This is a genomic window from Thalassolituus marinus, assembly GCF_020320395.1.
GTDB lineage: Bacteria > Pseudomonadota > Gammaproteobacteria > Pseudomonadales > Oceanobacteraceae > Venatoribacter > Venatoribacter marinus.
Genome location: NZ_JAEDAH010000002.1, coordinates 1 through 20844, shown reverse-complemented (window position 1 = coordinate 20844; position 20844 = coordinate 1). Strand labels below are relative to the sequence as shown.

Sequence of the window (20844 nt, the reverse complement as noted above, 5' to 3'; positions counted from 1 at the left end):
TCAGCTTTGGCTGAGACCAATTATTTATTGGTGAACTCTGGGTACGCTTCCATACCACATTCGGACAGATCCACACCTTCGTACTCTTCCTCTTCGGAAACACGCAGGCCCATCACAGCTTTCAGAACCATCCATACGATGAAGGAAGCTACGAATACCCATACGAAGATAGTGATTGCGCCAACCAGCTGACCTACGAAGCTTGCATCGCCGTTAGTTACTGGTACTACCAGTACACCGAACAGACCAACAACACCGTGAACAGAGATCGCACCTACCGGATCATCGATTTTCAGTTTATCCAGAGTCAGGATAGACAGAACAACGATCAGACCACCAACCATACCAATGATGGTTGCTGCGAATGGAGTAGGAGTAGAAGGCTCAGCAGTAATCGCTACCAGACCAGCCAGAGCACCGTTCAGAGCCATAGTCAGGTCCGCTTTGCGGAACAGGATGTAAGCCAGAACCAGGGCACCCAGCAGACCACCAGCAGCCGCTGCGTTAGTGTTGGTGAATACAACCGCTACAGCGTGAGCGTTAGCGATATCACCCAGTTTCAGTACAGAACCACCGTTGAAACCGAACCAGCCCATCCACAGGATGAAAGTACCCAGGGTAGCCAGTGGCAGGTTTGCACCAGGGATAGCGCGAACTTCACCGTTAGGGCCGTATTTGCCTTTACGGGCACCCAGCAGAATCACACCAGCCAGAGCTGCAGCAGCACCTGCCATGTGTACGATGCCGGAACCTGCGAAGTCTTTGAAACCAAAACCAGCAACAATTACTTTATCAGCCTCATCTTTAATATCATCTCCCAACGCGTACAGGCCAAATACACCCATCTCCCCCATAGAACCTTCAACACCGTTACCCCAGGTCCATGCACCTTCCAGTGGGTAGATAACGCCAGTCAGTACTACTGCGAAAGCCAGGAAAGCCCACAGCTTCATACGCTCAGCAACCGCACCAGATACGATAGACATAGCAGTTGCTACGAACACTACCTGGAAGAAGAAGTCAGAAGCACCTGAGTAGATAGAACCGCCCTGGAAACCGTCTTCACGAGCAGCAAAGTCAGCCAGAACAGCTGCGGAATCAACTTCAGTGATACCCGCCAGGAAGTAACCGCCGCCGTACATGATCTGGTAACCACATACCAGGTACATGGTGCACGCAATCGCGAACAGGGCAACGTTTTTAGTCAGAATTTCAGTAGTGTTTTTAGAGCGGACCAGACCCGCTTCCAGCATGGCGAAACCAGCCGCCATCCACATTACTAATGCGCCACACACCAGGAAATAAAAGGTGTCCATGGCGTACTGGAGTTCAAAAATATTGTTTTCCATTCTAAGCCCCCCGCATAAGGCTCGAGTAATTTACTGTGAAAGAATCAGATCGCGTCTGCGCCGGTTTCACCGGTACGGATACGAATGATTTGTTCCAGATTGGTAACGAAAATTTTGCCGTCGCCGATCTTGCCAGTGTTCGCTGCTTTGGTGATTGCTTCGATAACCTTCTCAGTCAGGTCGTCGGCAACCGCCACATCAATTTTTACTTTTGGCAGAAAATCCACCACATATTCAGCACCACGGTACAGTTCGGTATGACCTTTCTGACGACCAAAGCCTTTTACTTCAGTCACTGTGATGCCCTGAACGCCAATCTCAGACAGTGCTTCACGCACGTCATCCAGTTTGAATGGCTTAACCACAGCAGTAATGAGTTTCATAGAAAACCCCTTTTCTAAACGCTAGGAATTAGGTGTTATTTACAATGGCCCATGCGGGGGCATGGGCCATTGTATGCTTTTTACATCTCGATAGGCAGGCTGTAAGAAACAACCAGTTTCGGAGACATATCCATGGAGTCTTCGATTTCTTCGTCAACGATCTGGCTCAGAGTGAACGCTACGTTGTCGTTGAAGGCGTAAGTTACGTCCAGGTGAGTGTAGTCACCGCCGGTATCCAGCCAGGTACCTACAGCTACAGAGAAAGAAGAAACGTCAGCAGACGCAACCAGGTACATGCCATCTACGTCAGAATCGCTTGATTTGTACGCGTACAGGCTGCCTGCCTTGTAAGACAGACCCAGGTAGAATTCAGCAACGTCGTCGATGCCATCTTCATCCGCACCTGGGTAGATGTAGGTTGCATAACCCAGATCTACACCCAGATCACCGGCTTCCAGAGCGTAACCTGCATACAGGTCGTACTCAGTGCCCAGACCTGAGTCACCGGAAGAAATCCAGGTGCCTGCGTACAGGCCAGACTCGTGTGAATAGTCTAGGCTACCGGAGAAAGCTGCGTCGCCGTTGCCCAGAGTGGTACCACGCCACAGGTACTCAGACGCGATAGAAGCGGAAGCGGAAACTTCTGCCTGTGCAGCTGGGATACCAGCCAGGCCTGCAGTCATAACACCAGCAACAACGATAGCTTTAGTCAGTTTTTTCATCGTTCTTTTCCTTCATCAGTTAGCGAAAGCTTTTCAGGTTTCGGATTTAAGTGTCTACGCACTGTTTTATTTCGGATGAAACCTGGTAACTCACCTATAGCACTGCCTGTGCCAACTTTTAAAAAACACTGATTTTCATGCACTTAGCCCAAATATGCGGATTCGGGCGCCAAAAACCGTGCTTTTTATGGTGCACAAACCACTTTAATGCACCTTTCCAGGGCGCACACTAAAAACATGAGGCACCACACTGAGGCACAACTAAAGCAGTGGCGTGATTTTGGGGCGCCGTGCTCTCAACGGCTGCAGAACGCGGAAAGGAACGTGATAAGATGGTGCGAACAGAGACTGGAGAAGACCATGCTAAAACCCGATCAGATCCGCACCCGAATTGAACAGATGCTGCAACAGGGGCCTTTTGCCGGCCTGTCCGATGATCTGCGCCTGGCCATGCGTAGCCAGCTCAACGCCCTGTTAACCAGTGCAGATATCGTTACCCGGGAAGAATTTGAAGTGCAGGCCGAAGCACTGCGTCGCACCACTGCCCGTCTGGCAGAACTGGAGGCGATCGTCGCCAGACTGGAAGCCGCACAGCATTGATTGAGCGGCACCTGTAAAAAAGGGCAGCCAGTGCTGCCCTTTTTTGTTTCAGATTGCGAGTAAACGTCGTGCTTCTTCCGACGATTTGAGTTCTGCCCCCTCACCCGAGGCGACCACCCGCCCACGCTCAAGAATCACAAACTCATCCGCCAGCTCGGCAGCAAAATCCAGATACTGCTCTACCAGAACAATGGCCATATCACCGCGGTCTCGCAGTAGTTTAATAACATTGCCAATGTCCTTAATAATGGACGGCTGAATACCTTCGGTTGGCTCATCCAGAATCAGCACCTTCGGTCGCAACAGCAACGCCCGCGCAATGGCCAGCTGCTGCTGCTGACCTCCGGATAAATCACCACCACGGCGTTTCAGCATCTTTTGCAGCACAGGGAACAGAGAATACACCTCGGGGTCGATAAAACGCTGGCTCTTTGGCAGCGCCGAAAAGGCCGTCTGCAGGTTCTCCTCAACCGTCAGCTGGGCAAAGATATCCCGCCCCTGAGGGACATAGGCAATGCCTTGTTTCGCCCGATCATAGGGCGCCATGCCTTTAAGACTTTTTCCCTGCCACTGAATATCACCAGCACGGGGTTCCAGATGGCCCGACAGACTTTTCATTAATGTGGTTTTACCCACGCCATTACGTCCCAGCACACAGGTTACCTTGCCCGGCTGAGCCGACATCGATACGCCGTACAGCGCCTGACTGGCACCGTAGGCGACATCGAGTTGATTTACACTTAGCATCGTATTTCTCCCGACTCAGCGACCCAGATAGACTTCGATTACCTGCTGATTAGCCTTCACTGTTGCCAGCGAACCTTCGGCCAGCACATGACCTTCGTGCAGCACAGTAACCTTACAATCGAGCGCTTCAATAAAGTCCATATCGTGCTCTACCACCACCAGTGAATGTTTTTGCGCGAGGCGCTTAAACAGCTCGGCGGTTTTCATGGTTTCCTCATCGGTCATACCTGCCGCCGGCTCATCGATTAATAGCAGATCCGGCTCCTGGCCGAGCAGCATGCCGATTTCCAGCCACTGCTTCTGGCCGTGCGATAAGCTGCCGGCCATCCAGTCGCGCTTGTCAGACAAATCAATCATGTCGAGTATTTCATCGAGCTTGGCCGCACGTTCAGGTGTCAGCTTGTGCACTAACGCTGCCCACAAACCGCGGCCGCCTTTTAACGACATTTCCAGATTTTCGAATACCGTCAGACTTTCGATCACGCTGGGCTTCTGAAATTTACGTCCCACACCCAGATTCGCCACATCGGCTTCGTCAAAGCGCGTGAGATCGTATTCCTGCTGATGAGTATCAGTGAACAGGATGGTGCCGCTATCGGGTTTGGTTTTTCCGGTAATGACATCCATCATGGTGGTTTTACCGGCGCCGTTGGGGCCGATAATGGCGCGCATCTCACCCGGGGCAATAACCAGCGACAGTGAGTTCAGAGCCTTAAAGCCATCGAAGCTGACACTGACTCCGTCCATGTACAGGACGTATGGGTTCTCAATATGTTTTGGAATGGCGCTCATGATACGTCTCCCTGAGCACTGGCATTAGCAGCGGCAGATCCTGCTTTGCGGATTTGCTGTTTCTCTTTGATCTGCGCCCACAGGCCAACAACACCTTTAGGCAACCACAGGGTAGTCAGCACAAACAAACCACCGAGCATAAACAGCCAGAGTTCGGCAAAGGCTCCGGTGAAATAGGTTTTGGCGTAGTTCACCAGCACCGCACCAATGACAGCACCGTACAACGAGCCACGACCACCAACTGCCACCCAGATAATAATTTCGATGGAATTAATCGGTGCAAATTCACCCGGATTAATAATGCCCACCTGCGGTACATACAAAGCACCAGCGACACCAGCAAGCATGGACGACACCACAAACACAAACAGCTTGTAGTATTCCACACGGTAGCCGAGGAAACGCGCGCGGGATTCCGCATCACGAATGGCCACCAGTACTCGCCCCAGTTTCGAGGTGACAATAAAGCGGCTGATTAAATAACCGATGATGACCGCCAGTACAGAAGCAATAAACAACGCCGCGCGCGTGTTATCCGATTGCAGGCTATAGCCAAGAATATCTTTAAAATCAGTCAGACCGTTGTTACCGCCAAAGCCCATATCGTTACGGAAGAAAGCCAGCAGCAGGGCGTAGGTCATGGCCTGAGTAATAATAGACAGATAAACGCCGGTTACGCGCGAACGGAATGCCAGGAAACCAAACACAAAGGCCAGAATGCCCGGCGCCAGCAGCACCATCAGCATGGCAAACCAGAACTGATCAAAGCCAAACCAGTACCAGGGTAATTCCTGCCAGTTGAGGAACACCATAAAGTCCGGCAGCTCGGCATTACCGTATACACCCCGATCGCCGATCTGACGCATCAGGTACATACCCATGGCGTAACCACCAAGTGCAAAGAAGGCGCCGTGACCCAGACTTAAAATACCGCAATAGCCCCAGATTAAATCGACAGCAATGGCCAGCAAGGCATAGCACAGATACTTGCCCAGCAACGTCATAGTGTAAGTAGAAATATGGAAGAACGAATCCTGCGGAAACACCAGATTGCAGAACGGAATAATCACCGCCAGAGCTACCAGCACCATCAGTAATTTGCGTCCCTGCGCATCATTCATCAGCAGGCGGGTCAGAGGTCCCATGTTGTCATTACGAGTCATAAATCCTCCTTACCCGTTCTCAACTGCACGACCTTTCAGCGCGAACAGGCCGCGTGGTCGTTTCTGAATAAAGAGAATGATGAATACCAGCACCAGAATTTTGGCCAGTACCGCACCTGCGATGGGTTCGAAAATTTTATTAGCAACACCCAGCGACATAGCCGCAACCAGTGTTCCCCACAAATTACCAACACCACCGAACACCACCACCATAAAGGAGTCGATAATGTAGGCCTGACCCAGGTTCGGACCTACATTAGTCAGCTGTGATAACGCCACACCGGCAATACCAGCAATGCCCGACCCCAGACCAAAGGTCAGCGCATCGACCCAGCCGGTACGAATACCCATAGAACTCGCCATCGGACGATTCATGGTCACAGCACGCATCTGCAGACCAAACAGCGTGCGCTTAAGCACCAGCGCCAGCGTCGCCAGTACCAGCAGACTGAAGATAATGATGTACAGACGGTTCCAGGTCAGTTCCAGTGCCGGGTTCAGCATAAAGGTTCCGGCCATCCAGTCCGGCGTTGCTACCTCGCGGTTCAGCGGGCTGAAAACAGAACGCACAGCCTGCTGCAGAATTAAACTGATACCAAAAGTCGCCAGCAGTGTTTCCAGCGGGCGGCCATACAAATGACGAATAACACCGCGCTCAATGGCGACACCCACAGCCCCCGCCACCAGGAAGGCTGCCGGAATCGACACCACCAGCGACAGGCCTGTATGATCAGGCATTAATTGTTGCACCACATAGGTGGTGTAGGCGCCGAGCATAATCATTTCGCCATGAGCCATGTTAATCACGCCCATCACACCAAAGGTGATGGCCAGACCAATGGCAGCCAGCAGCAATACCGCCCCCAGAGCTAAACCGAAATACAGGTTTTCGATATAGCCGTTCATTTCCACCAGGGTTTCAATAGAAGCCAGTGATTTTGTCGCGGCGGTGTATTCTGTTTTCCTGGTTTTAATTTCTTCTTCAGAGAATCCGCTAATGAATTGATTGAGGCTGGCACGCACCTCCGGATAAAGCGAACCATCCAGCAACTCAAGTGCCGTAATGCGTTCAGCCTGATCTTCTGATTTTAATAAAATCAAGCCACGCACCAGCGACAGAATATCTTTCACATCGCTACTGGTTTCTTTCGCCAGCGCTTCGTTCACCAGCGTCAGCTCAACATCGGCACTGTTTTTCAGCAGATTAGCGGCAGCGTCCAGGCGCACACTTTCTTTACGCGAGTTAATCTGCGCGCGAGCAATCAGGCTGCGTAACTCGCCACGCAGGGAGTTGTTTACACCAATTTTCTTTTTATCGCGTTTGCCGGGCACATCAACTGCGTCGCCAGAAAACGCATTGTTAATGGCATCGCCCTTAACAATCAGAATCTGTTCATCATCTTTTTTATAGAAAAGCTCACCTTCCAGCAGCGCCGATAAAATGGGCAACACCCGCTCATCATCAAGGGCTGCAATCTGGCCGGCCAGTTGTTCTTTTTCTGCATAATTTGCCGCAATCAATTGCGACGTCAGCGCTTTGAGATTGTCTGCATCCTGTGCCGCCAGCACTTGCCCGGTAAACGACACGAGCAGGGCCAGAGCCAGAAAAATCTGTCTGCAATACATCCGCATGAGGTACATCCTATCTGGGAAAGAAATCCCCCGCGAACGCGGGGGACAGATCAACCTTATTCGGTCGCTACCGCGCCGCCACAGGTTTTGGTCACTACGTTGTAGTTGCCGCAGCTTACCGGGGCAGTCCAGTCAGAGATCAGGTTTTTGCTTTCTGGCAGGAAGTCTGTCCAGGCATCACCCGGCACAACACCGTCGGTTTCCCATACGATATCGAACTGACCATCTTCCTGAATTTCACCGATCAGAACCGGCTTGCTCAGGTGGTGGTTTTTGTTCATTTTCGCCATGCCGCCAGTCAGGTTAGGAACCTCAATACCGATCATCGCAGCTTCAACTTTTGCTACATCGGTGGTGCCGGCTTTTTCAACGGCTTTCGCCCACATTTCGAAACCGATGTAGGTTGCTTCCATCGGGTCGTTGGTTACACGATCTTCGCTCTTGGTAAACTCGTGCCATGCTTTAATGAACTCGTCGTTTTCCTTGCTGTCGGCACTCATAAAGTAGTTCCATGCAGCCAGGTGACCAACCAGAGGTTTGGTGTCAAAGCCAGACAGCTCTTCTTCACCAACAGAGAATGCAACCACCGGAATGTCTTCAGCGCTTACACCCTGGTTCGCCAGTTCCTTATAGAAAGGTACGTTGGCATCACCGTTAATGGTTGAAACCACGGCAGTTTTCACACCAGCGCCACCGAATTTCTTGATGTCAGACACAATTGTCTGCCAGTCAGAGTGACCGAAAGGCGTGTAGTTAATCATGATGTCTTTTTCGGCAACGCCTTTAGACTTCAGATAGCTTTCCAGAATTTTGTTGGTGGTACGCGGATAAACATAGTCGGTACCCGCCAGCACCCAGCGCTTAACGCCTACTTCGTTCATCAGGTAATCAACCGCAGGAATGGCCTGCTGGTTTGGCGCAGCACCAGTGTAGAAAACGTTGTAGGAAGACTCTTCACCTTCGTACTGAACCGGGTAGAACATCAGACCGTTCAGTTCTTCGATCACCGGCAGAACAGACTTACGGGACACAGAAGTCCAGCAGCCGAAAATAACGTCGACTTTATCTTTCTCCAGCAGCTCTCGGGTTTTTTCTGCAAACAGTGGCCAGTTAGACGCAGGGTCAACCACAACCGGCTCCAGTTTTTTACCCAGCAGACCACCTTTCTTGTTCTGCTCTTCCACCATCATCAGTACGGTGTCTTTCAGCGTGGTTTCAGAAATAGCCATGGTCCCTGACAGTGAGTGCAGCACACCAACTTTAATAGTGTCTGCTGCATTAGCGAGACTGACACCCGCCGCCAGTGCGGTCATTGCCAGTACTTTTCCTGCTTTGCTCAGGGAGTTTTTTCCGAATGTTTTCATGGAGTCTTTCCTTCTTACTTATGATCGTTATGCCCACTGCCACTCAAGGTCTGGGGGATTTGAAGAAGCTTGCGACCATGCTTTCAGCAAGGGGTGTACCAAGTTGGAAAAGAGTGCATAAAAACCGCTTTTTACCCACGGTTCTCATGCAAAAGCGCCAGTATGGCCTGTATCGCCGCGCCCGAATTGCACAGATATAAATCACCAGGCACCAATTGAGGGCGCATCCTCCCCGAACCGTAATTCGGTAAAATCAGAAAATAAATTCGTCGTTTAAATATGCACATAAAGGCATGTCACGAAGCATTCAATTCAAAGGCCAGGCTGTCGGTAATGAGGATTTATCCACAAAGCATTTGTATCTCACTGCCTGACTGAATCTGCCCGTCGCCGATAGTGCTCTGCCAGACATTCGGAGCCAGTGGATAGAAGCAAGAACAGGGCGACAACCGTCTTAACCTTTGTGCTCGCCGAGACGGCCAACTCCGCCTGCCAATGCCGTATACGACAGGCATAAAATGAGAAAAACCAATAAAATCAGTCGGTTATATTTATTATCAGCTAGCAGCAACTGAGCCTGCTGCGTATTTAAAAGAATCAATCGGCCCTGTTAAAAATCTAAATTAGTCTCATTTATACCAGATCTTATAGTGTCGGAATCGGGCCCGCTGATGCTGCCGGAAGGACAACGGACAGCTGACAGACAATAACCTGAAGAGACTTGCACAATGAAAAAGATGACCAAACTGGGTAAGGCCATTTCGGTACTGACCCTGTGCGCGGCGGGCGTTGCTCCGTTTGCCAGCGCCGACGATATGCGCGACAACGACTACTGGTGGCCAAACCGTCTGAGTCTGGAACCACTGCGTGATTCCAGTGCATCCGCCGACCCTATGGGTGCCAACTTCCGCTATGCCGATGCATTTAAAGACCTGGATCTGGACGCGCTGAAAAAAGATCTGGCTGATGCAATGAAAACCTCACAGCCATGGTGGCCAGCCGACTACGGTCACTATGGTCCGTTCTTTATCCGTATGTCCTGGCACGCTGCCGGTACTTACCGTGCAATCGATGGTCGCGGTGGTGCAGACGGCGGTATGCAGCGCTTTGCTCCTCTGAATGCATGGCCAGACAACGCCAACCTGGATAAAGCTCGTCGCCTGCTGCTGCCTATTAAGCAGAAATACGGTAACGCTCTGTCCTGGGCTGACCTGCTGGTACTGGCTGGCACCGTCGCCATGGAAGACATGGGCTTTAAAACCATTGGTTTCGCCTTCGGTCGTGCCGATGAATGGGAACCGGAAGAAGTGAACTGGGGGCCAGAAGGCGAATGGCTGACCGACGCTCGTCGCGCTAAAGACGGCAGCCTGAAAGGTCCGTTCGGTGCTACCGAAATGGGTCTGATCTACGTGAACCCGGAAGGTCCCCACGGCAACCCGGATCCTCTGCTGGCAGCCCGTGATATCCGTGAAGCATTCGGCCGCATGGGTATGAACGATGAAGAAACCGCCGCACTGGTCGCCGGTGGCCATACCTTTGGTAAAGCACACGGTGCACGTAAAGTGAATAAGTGTGTTGGCGTTGACCCCGAAGCAGCAGGCCTGGAAACCCAGGGGCTGGGCTGGATGAACAAATGCGGCACAGGTAATGGCGTGGATACCACCACCTCCGGACTGGAAGGAGCATGGACCGTCAGTCCGGCACAATGGACTCACAACTTCCTGCAGAACCTGTACGCGTTCGAATGGGAACTGACTAAGAGCCCTGCCGGCGCTAAACAGTGGACACCGAAAGATGGTGCTGGTGCCGGTATGGTGCCGGATGCTCACGATCCGTCCAAACGTCACGCTCCGATGATGCTGACCACTGACCTGGCACTGAAAGTCGATCCTGCGTACCGCAAGATCACTCAGGACTGGCTGAACAACCCGGAAAAATTTGAAGACGCCTACGCTCGCGCCTGGTTCAAACTGACCCACCGCGATATGGGCCCATCTTCCCGTTATCTGGGCAACTGGAAACCAACTCAGAAATTTATCTGGCAGGATCCGGTTCCGGCGGTTGAAGGTAAGCTGATTTCAGAAAAAGACGCGAAGAAACTGAAGAAAGATATTCTGTCTTCTGGTCTGAGCGTACAGCAGCTGGTAACCACAGCCTGGGCTTCAGCTTCTACGTTCCGTGAAACCGATATGCGCGGTGGTGCGAACGGTGCGCGTATTCGCTTGGCACCACAGAACAGCTGGGAAGTTAACCAGCCGGCTGAACTGAAAAAAGTGCTGAGCAAACTGGAAAGCATCCAGAAGTCGTTCAACAAATCAGCTAAAGCCAACGTTTCTATGGCTGACCTGATTGTACTGGCCGGTTCTGCTGCAGTCGAAAAAGCCGCTGCGGATGCAGGCGTTAAAGCAGAAGTACCATTCGTTGCTGGTCGTACCGATGCGACTCAGGAAATGACTGACACCAAATCCTTTGCTCTGCTGGAACCAAAGGCCGACGGTTTCCGTAATTACCTGAGCGACAGCTTCCCACGTCCACCGGCGGAAGCCCTGATTGAGAAAGCAGCGCTGCTGGATCTGACCGTACCGGAAATGACGGCTCTGGTAGGTGGCATGCGTGTACTGGGTGCAAACTACGATGGCAGCCAGCACGGTGTGTTCACTGCGCGTCCTGGCCAGCTGAGCACTGACTTCTTCGTTAACCTGGTAGATATGTCTACCGAGTGGAAGAAGTCTGGTACAGCCGGTATTTACGAAGGTCGTGACCGCGACAGCGGTAAAGTGAAATGGACTGCAACGCCGGTTGATCTGGTATTCGGTTCTAACTCTGAACTGCGTGCGATCGCTGAGTTCTACGCCTCTGACGACAGCAAAGAGAAGTTCGTAAATGACTTCGTTGCTGCCTGGACTAAGGTAATGAACGCAGACCGTTTCGATCTGCTTTAATAACGCCAAAGCGTTAGCGCTTTAGCGAAAAAACGCTGCCTCAGCAGCGTTTTTTTATGCAGCTCGGTTAACCGGCCAAAGTCAAAGCTGAGCGTAATCAAACGGGTCGGATAAATCCTGCTTACCATATTCGCTTAGCCAGCACAGGAAGGCGTCATTGGTTATCGCTTTCGACCACAGATAACCCTGCCCCTGATGGCATCCCAGCGCCAGTAATTCACGCACCGTTTCATTGTCCTCCACCCCTTCGGCCACCGCTTCCAGTCCGAGGCTGTCGCACATCTGAATAATCGCCCGCACCAGCGGTTTGTCCTTAGCTGCACCACCCATATCCATAACAAAGGATTTATCAATTTTCAGGCGAGTGGCGCTGAAGCGACGCAGATAACCCAGATTGGAATAGCCGGTACCAAAATCATCGATGGCAAAATTCACACCCATTGCTCGTATAGCAGCGATCTGCTTCTGAATGTGCGGACTTTCGCCAATCAGCATCGACTCGGTCAGTTCCAGCTCCAGTGCTTGTGCTGGCAGACCAACTCTGTCCAGTGCTTTGCGCACCCGACATTCCAGTTCACCATCGCGGAACTGCACATACGACAGGTTGACCGACACTGACATATGCGTAAAACCAGCCTGACGCCAGCCCGCACAATCACGACAGGCCTCGCGCAAAACCCAGCAGCCGATATCGGCAATGATGCCGCTGCTCTCTGCCAGCGGAATAAATTCATCCGGCGGTACAAATGAACCATCACGACGTTGCCAGCGAATTAATGCTTCGGCGCCGCACACCTGGCGCGATGCCAGATCAATCTGCGGTTGGTAGTAAACCTGAAATTCTTTATTTACCAGCGCTTCACGCAGGTCAGCCATCATACTCAGCTTGGCCGCACTGGCTTTGCTCATTGAGTCGTCATAAATGCGATAAACATGACGACCATCTTCTTTCGCCTGATACATAGCGGCGTCTGCATGACGACATAACTCGGAAAAGACATCGCCATGCTCCGGAGCGATGGCAATACCAATCGAACCCGATACCTCAATGCGTGTGCTCTGGATGTAAAACGGTATCGATGCTGCGGCAATCAGCTGGTCAGCGAGGTTAGTTACGTAGCCCTGATCGTTGCTGGAGAAACAGGTCAGAACCAGAAATTCGTCGCCACCAAAGCGGCAGAGAATATCGTCTTTGGCCACCACGGTTTTCAGACGATCGGCCAACTCCCGCAACAACAGGTCACCCGCAGCATGCCCGAGGGAATCGTTTACCGGCTTAAAGTTATCGAGATCGAAAAACAGTAACGCCAGACGCCCGTCACCGCACTGACACTGGTCGGATAACTCGCTGAACACGGTCTCGGCAAAGCGACGGTTGTACAGCCCCGTCAGCTGATCCTGATTCGCCAGATCGCCAATCAGTAACTCCCGCTCTCGTACCCGAAAGTTTTCTTCTTTCAGATTGACCAGCAGCTTACGTTGATCGCGCAGCAGCATGTAGACGCTGAAGCCAGTGAGAATCAGAATAACGTCGGTAAATACAATATGGCGCGGTGCGAGTTCGTAGTAGTAAGGTTCGTGCCAGCCACTCAGCGACAACAAGCCCACGATGGTGGCAAAGCCAACCATCAGCGTCAGCAACGAAAAGAACAAGGCTTTAGAGCCAAGGATGGCAGCAAAAATCAAAACGCTGGGGTAGGCCAGCAGAGACATATCGCGTACGCCCTCAGACACCCAGGCAATGGACGACAGCATCATGGTCAGACACCAGAGAAACACCGATGCGGCTTTCTCCGGGTTGCGCTGTGCAGCCAGCCATAACACGGCAATCAGGGTCAGCCCACCAAGCATCAGGAACGGGCGAATGCGGTCGTCTGCCACCAGAATAATCAGCAACAACCCCACCAGAGTGATGCCACTGATCTGCATCAGACGACGAGATTTGAGCGCCGTATTGTCATATTCGAGCAGAGGTGACCTTTCTTTTCCTTTAACCATACTTACCGTAATTCTTGCTGTCGGAACGTCAGGGTTAATTCAACCTGTGGAGCTATAACCATAGACTGATTTTCTTACGACGGATGGCTTATGCACTCCAGCGGGCCCAACAACGCTACTCTTTGTCGATAAAGATCACAATAACAATATTTTTCGTAAGGGATTACTCTGAGGGCAGTGCATTCTTTTTAAACACGTCTATCATTAAGAGACGACGGACAGGCCCCCAGAATGAATCTGAAACCCCGATTTTTACTGCTCACATCGATCCTCCTGGCACTGGCGTGCTCGGGAATCTGGCTTGTGGGTCACAGCGTGACACTGAACATCGCTGAACAATGGGCCATCCGTCAGTTCAGCACTCAGGTGCGGCTGGAAAAAGAACGCTCACTGCAACCCATCATTCGTGAGGTTGCGCTGGCCCGACAGTTCGCTGAATCACAGATAATCCGCGACTGGGCACGGGACGAAGATAATCCGGAAAAGCTCGCCCGCGCCCTGACCGAAATGGAATCCTTCCGCAGTAATTTTGCCGACCAGAGTTTCTTTGTTGCACTGGCCGGCTCTGGCCGTTACTTCCACAACAATGCCAGCAACCAATACGCCGGCAATGAGTACCGCTACACACTGAAAGCAGATAACCCGGACGATCAGTGGTTCTACTCCATCATTGCTCAGAACCGCGATATGCACCTCAACGTCAATCCGGACATCCCGTTGCAGGTGACCAAGCTGTGGATTGATGTGTTGCTGCGCGATGGAGACCGCATACTGGGAGTGGTGGGCACCGGACTCGAGCTGACTGAATACATCCGCCAGATATCCACCACACCGGAGCCCGGTGTACATAACTTTTTAATTGATCATCTGGGCGCCGTGCAGGTGTCCAATGATCTAAGCCAGATCGACTTTGCCAGCATTACCAAAACCGCTCCGGAGCAGAAAACCATCTGGCAGATGTTCAGCCGAGAGGATGCCGCGAACCTGCAACAAGCCATGAGTCACGCTCAGCAAACGCCCGGGGATGTTGTCAGTTTACGTCTGGTCTCCGACGGTGATGACCATCTCGCCGGCATCATTTATCTGCCGGAAATCGACTGGTATGTGCTGACCCTGGTTGGCTTCGACACCCTGATGCCGACCGACGCCTTTGTCCCGGTGTTCATTCTGGCCGGACTGTGCGTGGTGTTCGCGTTGCTGGCGTACAACATCGCCATCAACCGCTTCATTCTTTATCCACTGTCACGTCTGTCGACCACCATGGATGATCTGCGGGCCGGACAGAACACCACTCACGAGCGCTTACACCAGGGACGCGATGAGATTGGCCGGCTTATGGGGCATATGCAGTCCATGGCCGATCAGGTACAGCAATCCCACGATGAGCTGGAAGCCCGGGTTCGTCAGCGAACCCGGGAGCTGGAAGAACAAACCCAGACTGACCCATTGACCGGGCTGCTCAATCGCCGCGGTATGATGCAACGGCTGGAGCTGGAAATGGAGCGCCATCGCCGTGAAGGCGATACGTTCGGTATTATCTGGCTCGATCTCGATGACTTTAAACTGGTTAACGACGATTTTGGTCACGGTACCGGCGACCGTGCGCTGGAAGCCACCGCGGCTCACATTCGCGCCAGCCTGCGCACTTACGACTACGCCTCGCGCTGGGGCGGCGACGAGTTCCTTATTCTGGTACGCACCGATCAGCCCGACATTATCAACGGCCTTGGTCAGCGCCTGTGTGAAGGCATCCGTGCGGTTGACGTCAGTGGCTTACCACAGCCGAATCATCTGACTGTCAGCGCAGGCAGCTGCATTCTGCGTGGTGACATGGATCTGAATCAGTTACTCGCCTGCGCCGATAAGGCGCTCTACTTTGCCAAAGGTGCTGGCCGTAACCAGTACCACCCGGGCTTAAGCTGCCACAGCTGCCCCGGTTGCGAGCACGATGGTGAGCCACGCCAATCGGATTAACCATAACTAAGAATAATAGTTTGGTATTCAAACCATTCATTTCATAGATACAGAAGATCTCTCTACACTGGATCCATAACGTCACCCAATGAGGTCATTATGGATTTTCAGCATTCCCCTAAAGCGCAGGAATACATCAAGCGCGTTAAAGAGTTCATGAAGAATGAAATCGAGCCGGTAGAAGAAGACTACCTGCGCGAGTTGCATAGCCTGGACAACAAATGGGTTGTGCTGCCAATCATTGAAGAGCTGAAAGCAAAAGCCAAAGCTGCCGGCCTGTGGAACATGTTCCTGCCGGATGAGCACTTCGGCGCAGGCCTGAGCACGCTGGAATATGCTGCTATTGCCGAGCTGACCGGCCGCTCTTTTATCGCTCCGGAAATCTTTAACTGTAATGCGCCAGACACCGGCAATATGGAAGTGCTGGAAAAATACGGCACCCCAGAGCAGCAGGAACAATGGCTGAAGCCACTGCTGGCCGGTGAAATCCGCTCTGCGTTCTGCATGACCGAACCGGGTGTCGCCTCTTCCGATGCCACCAACATGGAAGCCACCGCCATCGTTGAAGGCGATGAAGTGGTACTGAACGGCCGCAAATGGTGGAGCACCGGTATTGGTCACCCGAACTGCAAAGTCGGTATTTTTATGGGTCTGACCAACCCGGATGCACCACGTCATCAGCAACATTCCATGGTGCTGTTCCCGATGGATGCCCCGGGGGTAAAAATTGAGCGCATGCTGCCGGTGTTCGGTTTCTATGACGAGCCATACGGCCACGGCGAAATCAGCTTCGACAACGTGCGCGTACCGCTGAGCAACATGATTGCCGGTCCGGGTCGTGGTTTCGAAATTGCTCAGGGACGCCTTGGCCCTGGCCGTATTCACCACTGCATGCGTCTGATCGGCATGGCGGAAAAAGCGCTGGAACTGATGTGCATCCGTGCCGCTGGTCGTACCGCCTTCCACAAGCCATTGGTTAACCTGGGTGGCAACCGCGACATCATCGCCAATGCCCGCATGAACATCGAACAAGCGCGCCTGCTGGTATTCAAAGCAGCGTGGATGATCGACAAAGTGGGCGCCATGGGTGCCATGAGTGAAATTTCTCAGATCAAAGTGATCGCACCGAACATGGCCCAGCAGATCATTGATGCCGCCATGCAGATGCACGGTGGTGGTGGTCTGTCGGAAGACTTCCCGCTCACTGGCCTGTTTACCGCCGCCCGTGCTCTGCGCCTGGCTGATGGTCCGGATGAAGTACACCGTGGCCTGATCGCTAAGATCGAGATGATGAAATACAAGAAGTATATGAAGGACGTATGAGGCTGCCTGCGGCCGTCTGACGTCTGACGTCTGACGTCTGACGTCTGACGTCTGACGCCTGTCACAATAGCCCCTTAACAGGCCAATAGTTACAAGATAATAATTGAGCGGTCTTATAAGCCGCTCTCTACGTTTTTGAGGTTACGCAATGAAGAAGGTTCTGATTACTGGTGCCGCCAGCGGCCTTGGCCGTGCCATGGCAATCCGCTTTGCCCGTGAGGGTGCTGATATCTGCATCGCCGACATCAACATGGGGGGCGCTGCCGAGACCCTGAATATGGTCGAGCAGGCCGGCGGTAAAGGCTGGATCCATGAACTGGACGTGCGCAGCGAAGACGCCTGGAATGCATTGCGTGAAGAAGTTAACAACCGCTGGGGCGGTATCGACATCGTCATTAATAATGCCGGTGTTGCCACGGGTGATCGCATCGACGCGGGGGACTGGGCCTGGTGGGACTGGATCATCGACATTAACTTGAAAGGCGTGGCACTGGGTTGTCGTACCTTCACCCCTATGATGAAACAACAGGGCAGCGGTTCGTTTGTTAACGTCGCCTCTCTGGCCGGCCTGCTGAAAGCGCCGTCCATGTCATCGTACAACGCCACCAAAGCAGCGGTCGTTGCGATCTCCGAAACCATGCATTACGAGCTGAAGCCTTATGGTATTGGCGTAACAGCACTGTGCCCGGGGTTCTTCCGCACCAATCTTAACCACGGCATGAAAACCTCCGACCCGGATATGCTCAAGTTTGTGGATAAAGTATTCGAAGCGTCGGCACTGGATGCCGACGATATTGCCGAAGCCGCCTACAAAGCCGTGCAGAAAAACCAGAAAATCTGCAACCCGCACCCCGCTGGCCGTCGCGCGTATTTCTTCAAGAAATATCTGCCATTCCTGTTTGATAAAGGCATGATGCAGATGGCGCAGGGCCTGAAAAAACGCGAAGATCAGCGTAAAGCCTTTAAAGAAGGAAAGGACGCCTGATATGAGCGAGCAGTTTATTGACCAGGCCAAAACGCTGCGCGACAGCGACGCGTTTGATATTCAGGCCGTTCACGACTGGCTGAAAGCGCAGGGCAATGATTACGGCGACGACCTGCCGGAAGTAAAACAATTTTCCGGTGGTGCCTCGAACCTTACCTACCACCTGAAGTACGCCGACCAGTACGACAACAACGATCTTATTCTGCGTCGTCCACCCGCCGGCCACAAAGCCGCTGGTGCGCACGACATGAAACGCGAATACAGCATCATGGCGCGCCTCAAACCGGTGTATCCGTTCGTACCGAAAATGATCGCCTTCTGTGACGATCAGAGCGTAGTCGGCAGCGACTTTTATGTGATGGAACGTATGCGCGGCATTATTCCGCGCGGCAACCTGCCAAAGGGCATGACGCTCAGCAAAGAGCAGGCACGCGAGCTGTGCATTTCCGTATTCGACAAACTTATCGACCTGCATCAGGTGGATTATCAGGCCAATGGTCTGGATGATCTGGGTAAAGGTGCTGGCTATGTTCAGCGTCAGGTCGAAGGCTGGAGCGGTCGTTACACCAAATCGAAAACCTGGAACGTACCGGGCTTTAAAAAGACCATGGCGTGGCTGCAGCGCAATATGCCTGCCGATGTGAAAACCTGCATTATCCACAACGATTACCGTATGGATAACGTGGTACTGAACCCGGATAACCCAGGTGAGATCATCGGCATACTGGACTGGGAAATGGCCACCCTCGGTGACCCGCTGATGGACCTGGGCGGCGCGCTGGCGTACTGGGTGGAAGCTGGTGACGATGCCTTAATGCGCTCTATCCGTCGTCAGCCAAGTCATCTGCCGGGCATGCTGACTCGTCAGGAGATTGTCGACTATTACTGCGACAAGATGGGCCTTGATGCGAAGCTGTGGCCTTTCTACGAAGTGTTTGGTCTGTTCCGCTTAGCGGTAATCGTGCAGCAGATTTACTACCGTTATCACCACAAGCAAACCGACAATCCGGCGTTTAAAAATTTCTGGTTCTTCGTGCATTACCTGAACTGGCGCTGCAACCGCATTATCAGAAATGCGCGTAACAACGGTTTTAAATAATGGCCAGCATTTATCTGGTACGCCACGGTCAGGCCGGCTTCGGTAAGCTGAATTACGATCAGCTGTCGGACACCGGCCACCTGCAGGGCGAACTGGTGGGCAAATCACTGGCGCTGCGCGGTGTTGAAGCCGGTATGGTGGTTCATGGCGCGATGCAGCGTCACCGCGAGACCATGCAGGGTGCACAGAAACACTGGCACGCTTTCGGACCGGTGAGCGAAATGGCCGGGTTTAATGAATTTGATTCCGACGACGTCATCGCCTGCGCTTATCCGCAGTTTAAAAACAAAGCGGTTCTGGGCGCGTGGATTCTGGCGCAGCCGAACAAGCGCAAAGCGTTTCAGGAGTTATTCGCCAACGCCGTCGAGCGCTGGACCCGTGGCGAAAACGACAGTGATTACATCGAGTCGTGGACTGCATTCACCGGCCGGGTAACCCAGGCGCTGGCGGAATTGCTGCAACGGGCCGATGGCAAAAATGTGGTGGTATTTACCTCCGGCGGTCCGATTACCGCCGTTGCCCAGCAATGCCTCGGTCTTAGCCATGACAAAGCCTTCGACATGAACTGGACGCTGCTGAACGGCGGCATTACCCAGCTGTTATACAACAGCGGTGGCAAGGTCAGCCTGGCATCGTTTAATGAACAACAACATCTGGCTCAGGCCGGAAAACATTTTCTGACATACCGATAACAAATCAGGAGCTTCCTTATGAACCCGCAAGAACTGTTTAACCTGTCCGGCCGAGTTGCACTGGTGACTGGTGCCAGCCGTGGTATCGGTGAAGCCATCGCCAAACTGCTGGCTGCCAGCGGTGCTCACGTGATCGTATCCAGCCGTAAAGTAGACGACTGTCAGCGTGTCGCGGATGAGATTAAAGAAGCTGGCGGCAGTGCTGAAGCACTGGCCTGTCACATTGGTGAAATGGATCAGATCGAAGCCTGTTTCAAAACCATCGAAGAGAAACACGGCAAGCTGAATATTCTGGTGAATAACGCAGCGGCCAACCCTTACTTCGGCCACGTACTGGATACCGACCTCGGTGCCTTCCAGAAAACTGTCGACGTAAACATCCGTGGTTACTTCTTTATGTCTTCCGCTGGCGCCAAACTGATGAAGAAAAACGGTGGTGGCTCCATTATCAACGTGGCGTCTGTTAACGGCGTGATTCCGGGTGATATGCAGGGTATTTACTCCATCACCAAGGCATCGGTTATTGCTATGACCAAGACCTTTGCCAAAGAATGTGCGCAACTGGGTATTCGCGTGAATGCTCTGCTGCCAGGCCTGACCGATACCAAGTTCGCCAGCACCCTGACCAGCAACGACGCTATCCTGAAAATGGCGATGATGCATATTCCGATGAAGCGCGTAGCCATGCCGGAAGAAATGGCCGGCACTGTGTTATATCTGGCGTCTGACGCATCCAGCTACACCACTGGTGCTGCTATCAACGTCGACGGTGGTTATCTGCTGGTGTAAGCCAGCAGCCGCACCAACGTAAGACAGAAAGGTGGGCCATGCCCGCCTTTTTTATTTCCCTTCGCTGCACCGAGCCCGCCCCCTCCCAAGCGGACGACACTCAGGACAGAGCAAACTGGCCATTGCCGTCTCCTCCTCTGATATTTCCCGCACCTGCGCCACTGCTGTCCCACAAATTTTTATTTGAACTTTTGTGAGATATTCCTGGCCCCTTGTCCTCATAGAGGGGCCTTACCCCTCTCGCCGGACGGGCTATCTCCCCGCTTCGCGCTGTTCTGGCTCGTTTACCC

17 protein-coding genes are annotated in these 20844 nt (G+C 52.7%); 8 read left to right on the top strand and 9 right to left on the bottom strand.

Annotated features, from left to right (window positions below; translation table 11 throughout):
- Window positions 1–20: 20 nt before the first annotated feature.
- From I9W95_RS00455 to I9W95_RS00445, 3 genes are all read right to left on the bottom strand, one after another.
- Window positions 21–1349, bottom strand: a complete 1329-nt coding sequence (locus I9W95_RS00455; RefSeq protein ID WP_225670587.1) for an ammonium transporter — start codon at window positions 1347–1349, stop codon at window positions 21–23.
- A gap of 44 nt (window positions 1350–1393) precedes the next feature.
- Window positions 1394–1732: a P-II family nitrogen regulator gene (gene glnK / locus I9W95_RS00450; protein ID WP_225670585.1), complete on the bottom strand. Its 339-nt coding sequence runs from the start codon at window positions 1730–1732 to the stop codon at window positions 1394–1396.
- Between the two features lie 80 nt (window positions 1733–1812).
- A complete protein-coding gene (locus I9W95_RS00445; protein WP_225670575.1) occupies window positions 1813–2454 on the bottom strand; it encodes a TorF family putative porin in 642 nt (213 codons plus the stop codon).
- A 360-nt stretch (window positions 2455–2814) separates the two neighbouring features.
- On the opposite strand from I9W95_RS00445, the gene I9W95_RS00440 reads away from it, so the two are divergent.
- Entirely contained in the window at window positions 2815–3054 is a 240-nt protein-coding gene (locus I9W95_RS00440; RefSeq protein ID WP_225670573.1) for an accessory factor UbiK family protein, read from the top strand.
- Between the two features lie 48 nt (window positions 3055–3102).
- On the opposite strand, the gene urtE is transcribed toward I9W95_RS00440, so the two are convergent.
- The 5 genes from urtE to urtA are packed head-to-tail and all read right to left on the bottom strand — an operon-like array spanning window position 3103 to window position 8701.
- On the bottom strand, window positions 3103–3801 hold the full coding sequence (gene urtE / locus I9W95_RS00435; RefSeq protein WP_225670571.1) for an urea ABC transporter ATP-binding subunit UrtE: 699 nt from the start codon (window positions 3799–3801) through the stop codon (window positions 3103–3105).
- A 15-nt stretch (window positions 3802–3816) separates the two neighbouring features.
- On the bottom strand, window positions 3817–4593 hold the full coding sequence (urtD, locus tag I9W95_RS00430; protein ID WP_225670569.1) for an urea ABC transporter ATP-binding protein UrtD: 777 nt from the start codon (window positions 4591–4593) through the stop codon (window positions 3817–3819).
- Window positions 4590–5756, bottom strand: coding sequence for an urea ABC transporter permease subunit UrtC (gene urtC / locus I9W95_RS00425; RefSeq protein WP_225670567.1), 1167 nt, complete (start codon window positions 5754–5756; stop codon window positions 4590–4592). Before urtC ends, urtD begins: the two co-directional genes overlap by 4 nt.
- A gap of 9 nt (window positions 5757–5765) precedes the next feature.
- Window positions 5766–7388, bottom strand: coding sequence for an urea ABC transporter permease subunit UrtB (urtB, locus tag I9W95_RS00420; RefSeq protein ID WP_225670565.1), 1623 nt, complete (start codon window positions 7386–7388; stop codon window positions 5766–5768).
- Between the two features lie 56 nt (window positions 7389–7444).
- On the bottom strand, window positions 7445–8701 hold the full coding sequence (gene urtA / locus I9W95_RS00415) for an urea ABC transporter substrate-binding protein (RefSeq protein WP_225670697.1): 1257 nt from the start codon (window positions 8699–8701) through the stop codon (window positions 7445–7447).
- Between the two features lie 779 nt (window positions 8702–9480).
- Here urtA and katG point away from each other — a divergent pair.
- On the top strand, window positions 9481–11694 hold the full coding sequence (gene katG, locus I9W95_RS00410; protein WP_225670563.1) for a catalase/peroxidase HPI: 2214 nt from the start codon (window positions 9481–9483) through the stop codon (window positions 11692–11694).
- A gap of 81 nt (window positions 11695–11775) precedes the next feature.
- Here the strand turns inward: katG and I9W95_RS00405 are convergent, their stop codons facing one another.
- On the bottom strand, window positions 11776–13692 hold the full coding sequence (locus tag I9W95_RS00405; RefSeq protein ID WP_225670561.1) for a putative bifunctional diguanylate cyclase/phosphodiesterase: 1917 nt from the start codon (window positions 13690–13692) through the stop codon (window positions 11776–11778).
- 315 nt (window positions 13693–14007) lie between these two features.
- On the opposite strand from I9W95_RS00405, the gene I9W95_RS00400 reads away from it, so the two are divergent.
- From I9W95_RS00400 to I9W95_RS00375, 6 genes are all read left to right on the top strand, one after another.
- Window positions 14008–15666 (top strand): GGDEF domain-containing protein, encoded by a 1659-nt coding sequence (locus tag I9W95_RS00400; RefSeq protein ID WP_225670559.1) that lies wholly within the window; start codon window positions 14008–14010, stop codon window positions 15664–15666.
- A 99-nt stretch (window positions 15667–15765) separates the two neighbouring features.
- Complete coding sequence (locus I9W95_RS00395) at window positions 15766–16989, top strand: acyl-CoA dehydrogenase family protein (RefSeq protein WP_225670557.1); 1224 nt, start codon at window positions 15766–15768, stop codon at window positions 16987–16989.
- Window positions 16990–17137: 148 nt separating this feature from the next.
- Window positions 17138–17974, top strand: a complete 837-nt coding sequence (locus tag I9W95_RS00390; RefSeq protein ID WP_225670555.1) for an SDR family oxidoreductase — start codon at window positions 17138–17140, stop codon at window positions 17972–17974.
- A 1-nt stretch (window position 17975) separates the two neighbouring features.
- Window positions 17976–19073 carry a phosphotransferase family protein gene (locus I9W95_RS00385; RefSeq protein WP_225670553.1) on the top strand — a complete coding sequence of 366 codons (1098 nt, stop codon included), beginning with the start codon at window positions 17976–17978 and terminating at the stop codon, window positions 19071–19073.
- The gene (locus I9W95_RS00380; protein WP_225670551.1) at window positions 19073–19765 is read left to right on the top strand and encodes a histidine phosphatase family protein; all 693 of its coding nucleotides are present in this window, start codon (window positions 19073–19075) and stop codon (window positions 19763–19765) included. Before I9W95_RS00385 ends, I9W95_RS00380 begins: the two co-directional genes overlap by 1 nt.
- Before the next feature lie 18 nt (window positions 19766–19783).
- Window positions 19784–20554 carry an SDR family oxidoreductase gene (locus I9W95_RS00375; RefSeq protein ID WP_225670549.1) on the top strand — a complete coding sequence of 257 codons (771 nt, stop codon included), beginning with the start codon at window positions 19784–19786 and terminating at the stop codon, window positions 20552–20554.
- The last annotated feature ends 290 nt before the right edge of the window (window positions 20555–20844 follow it).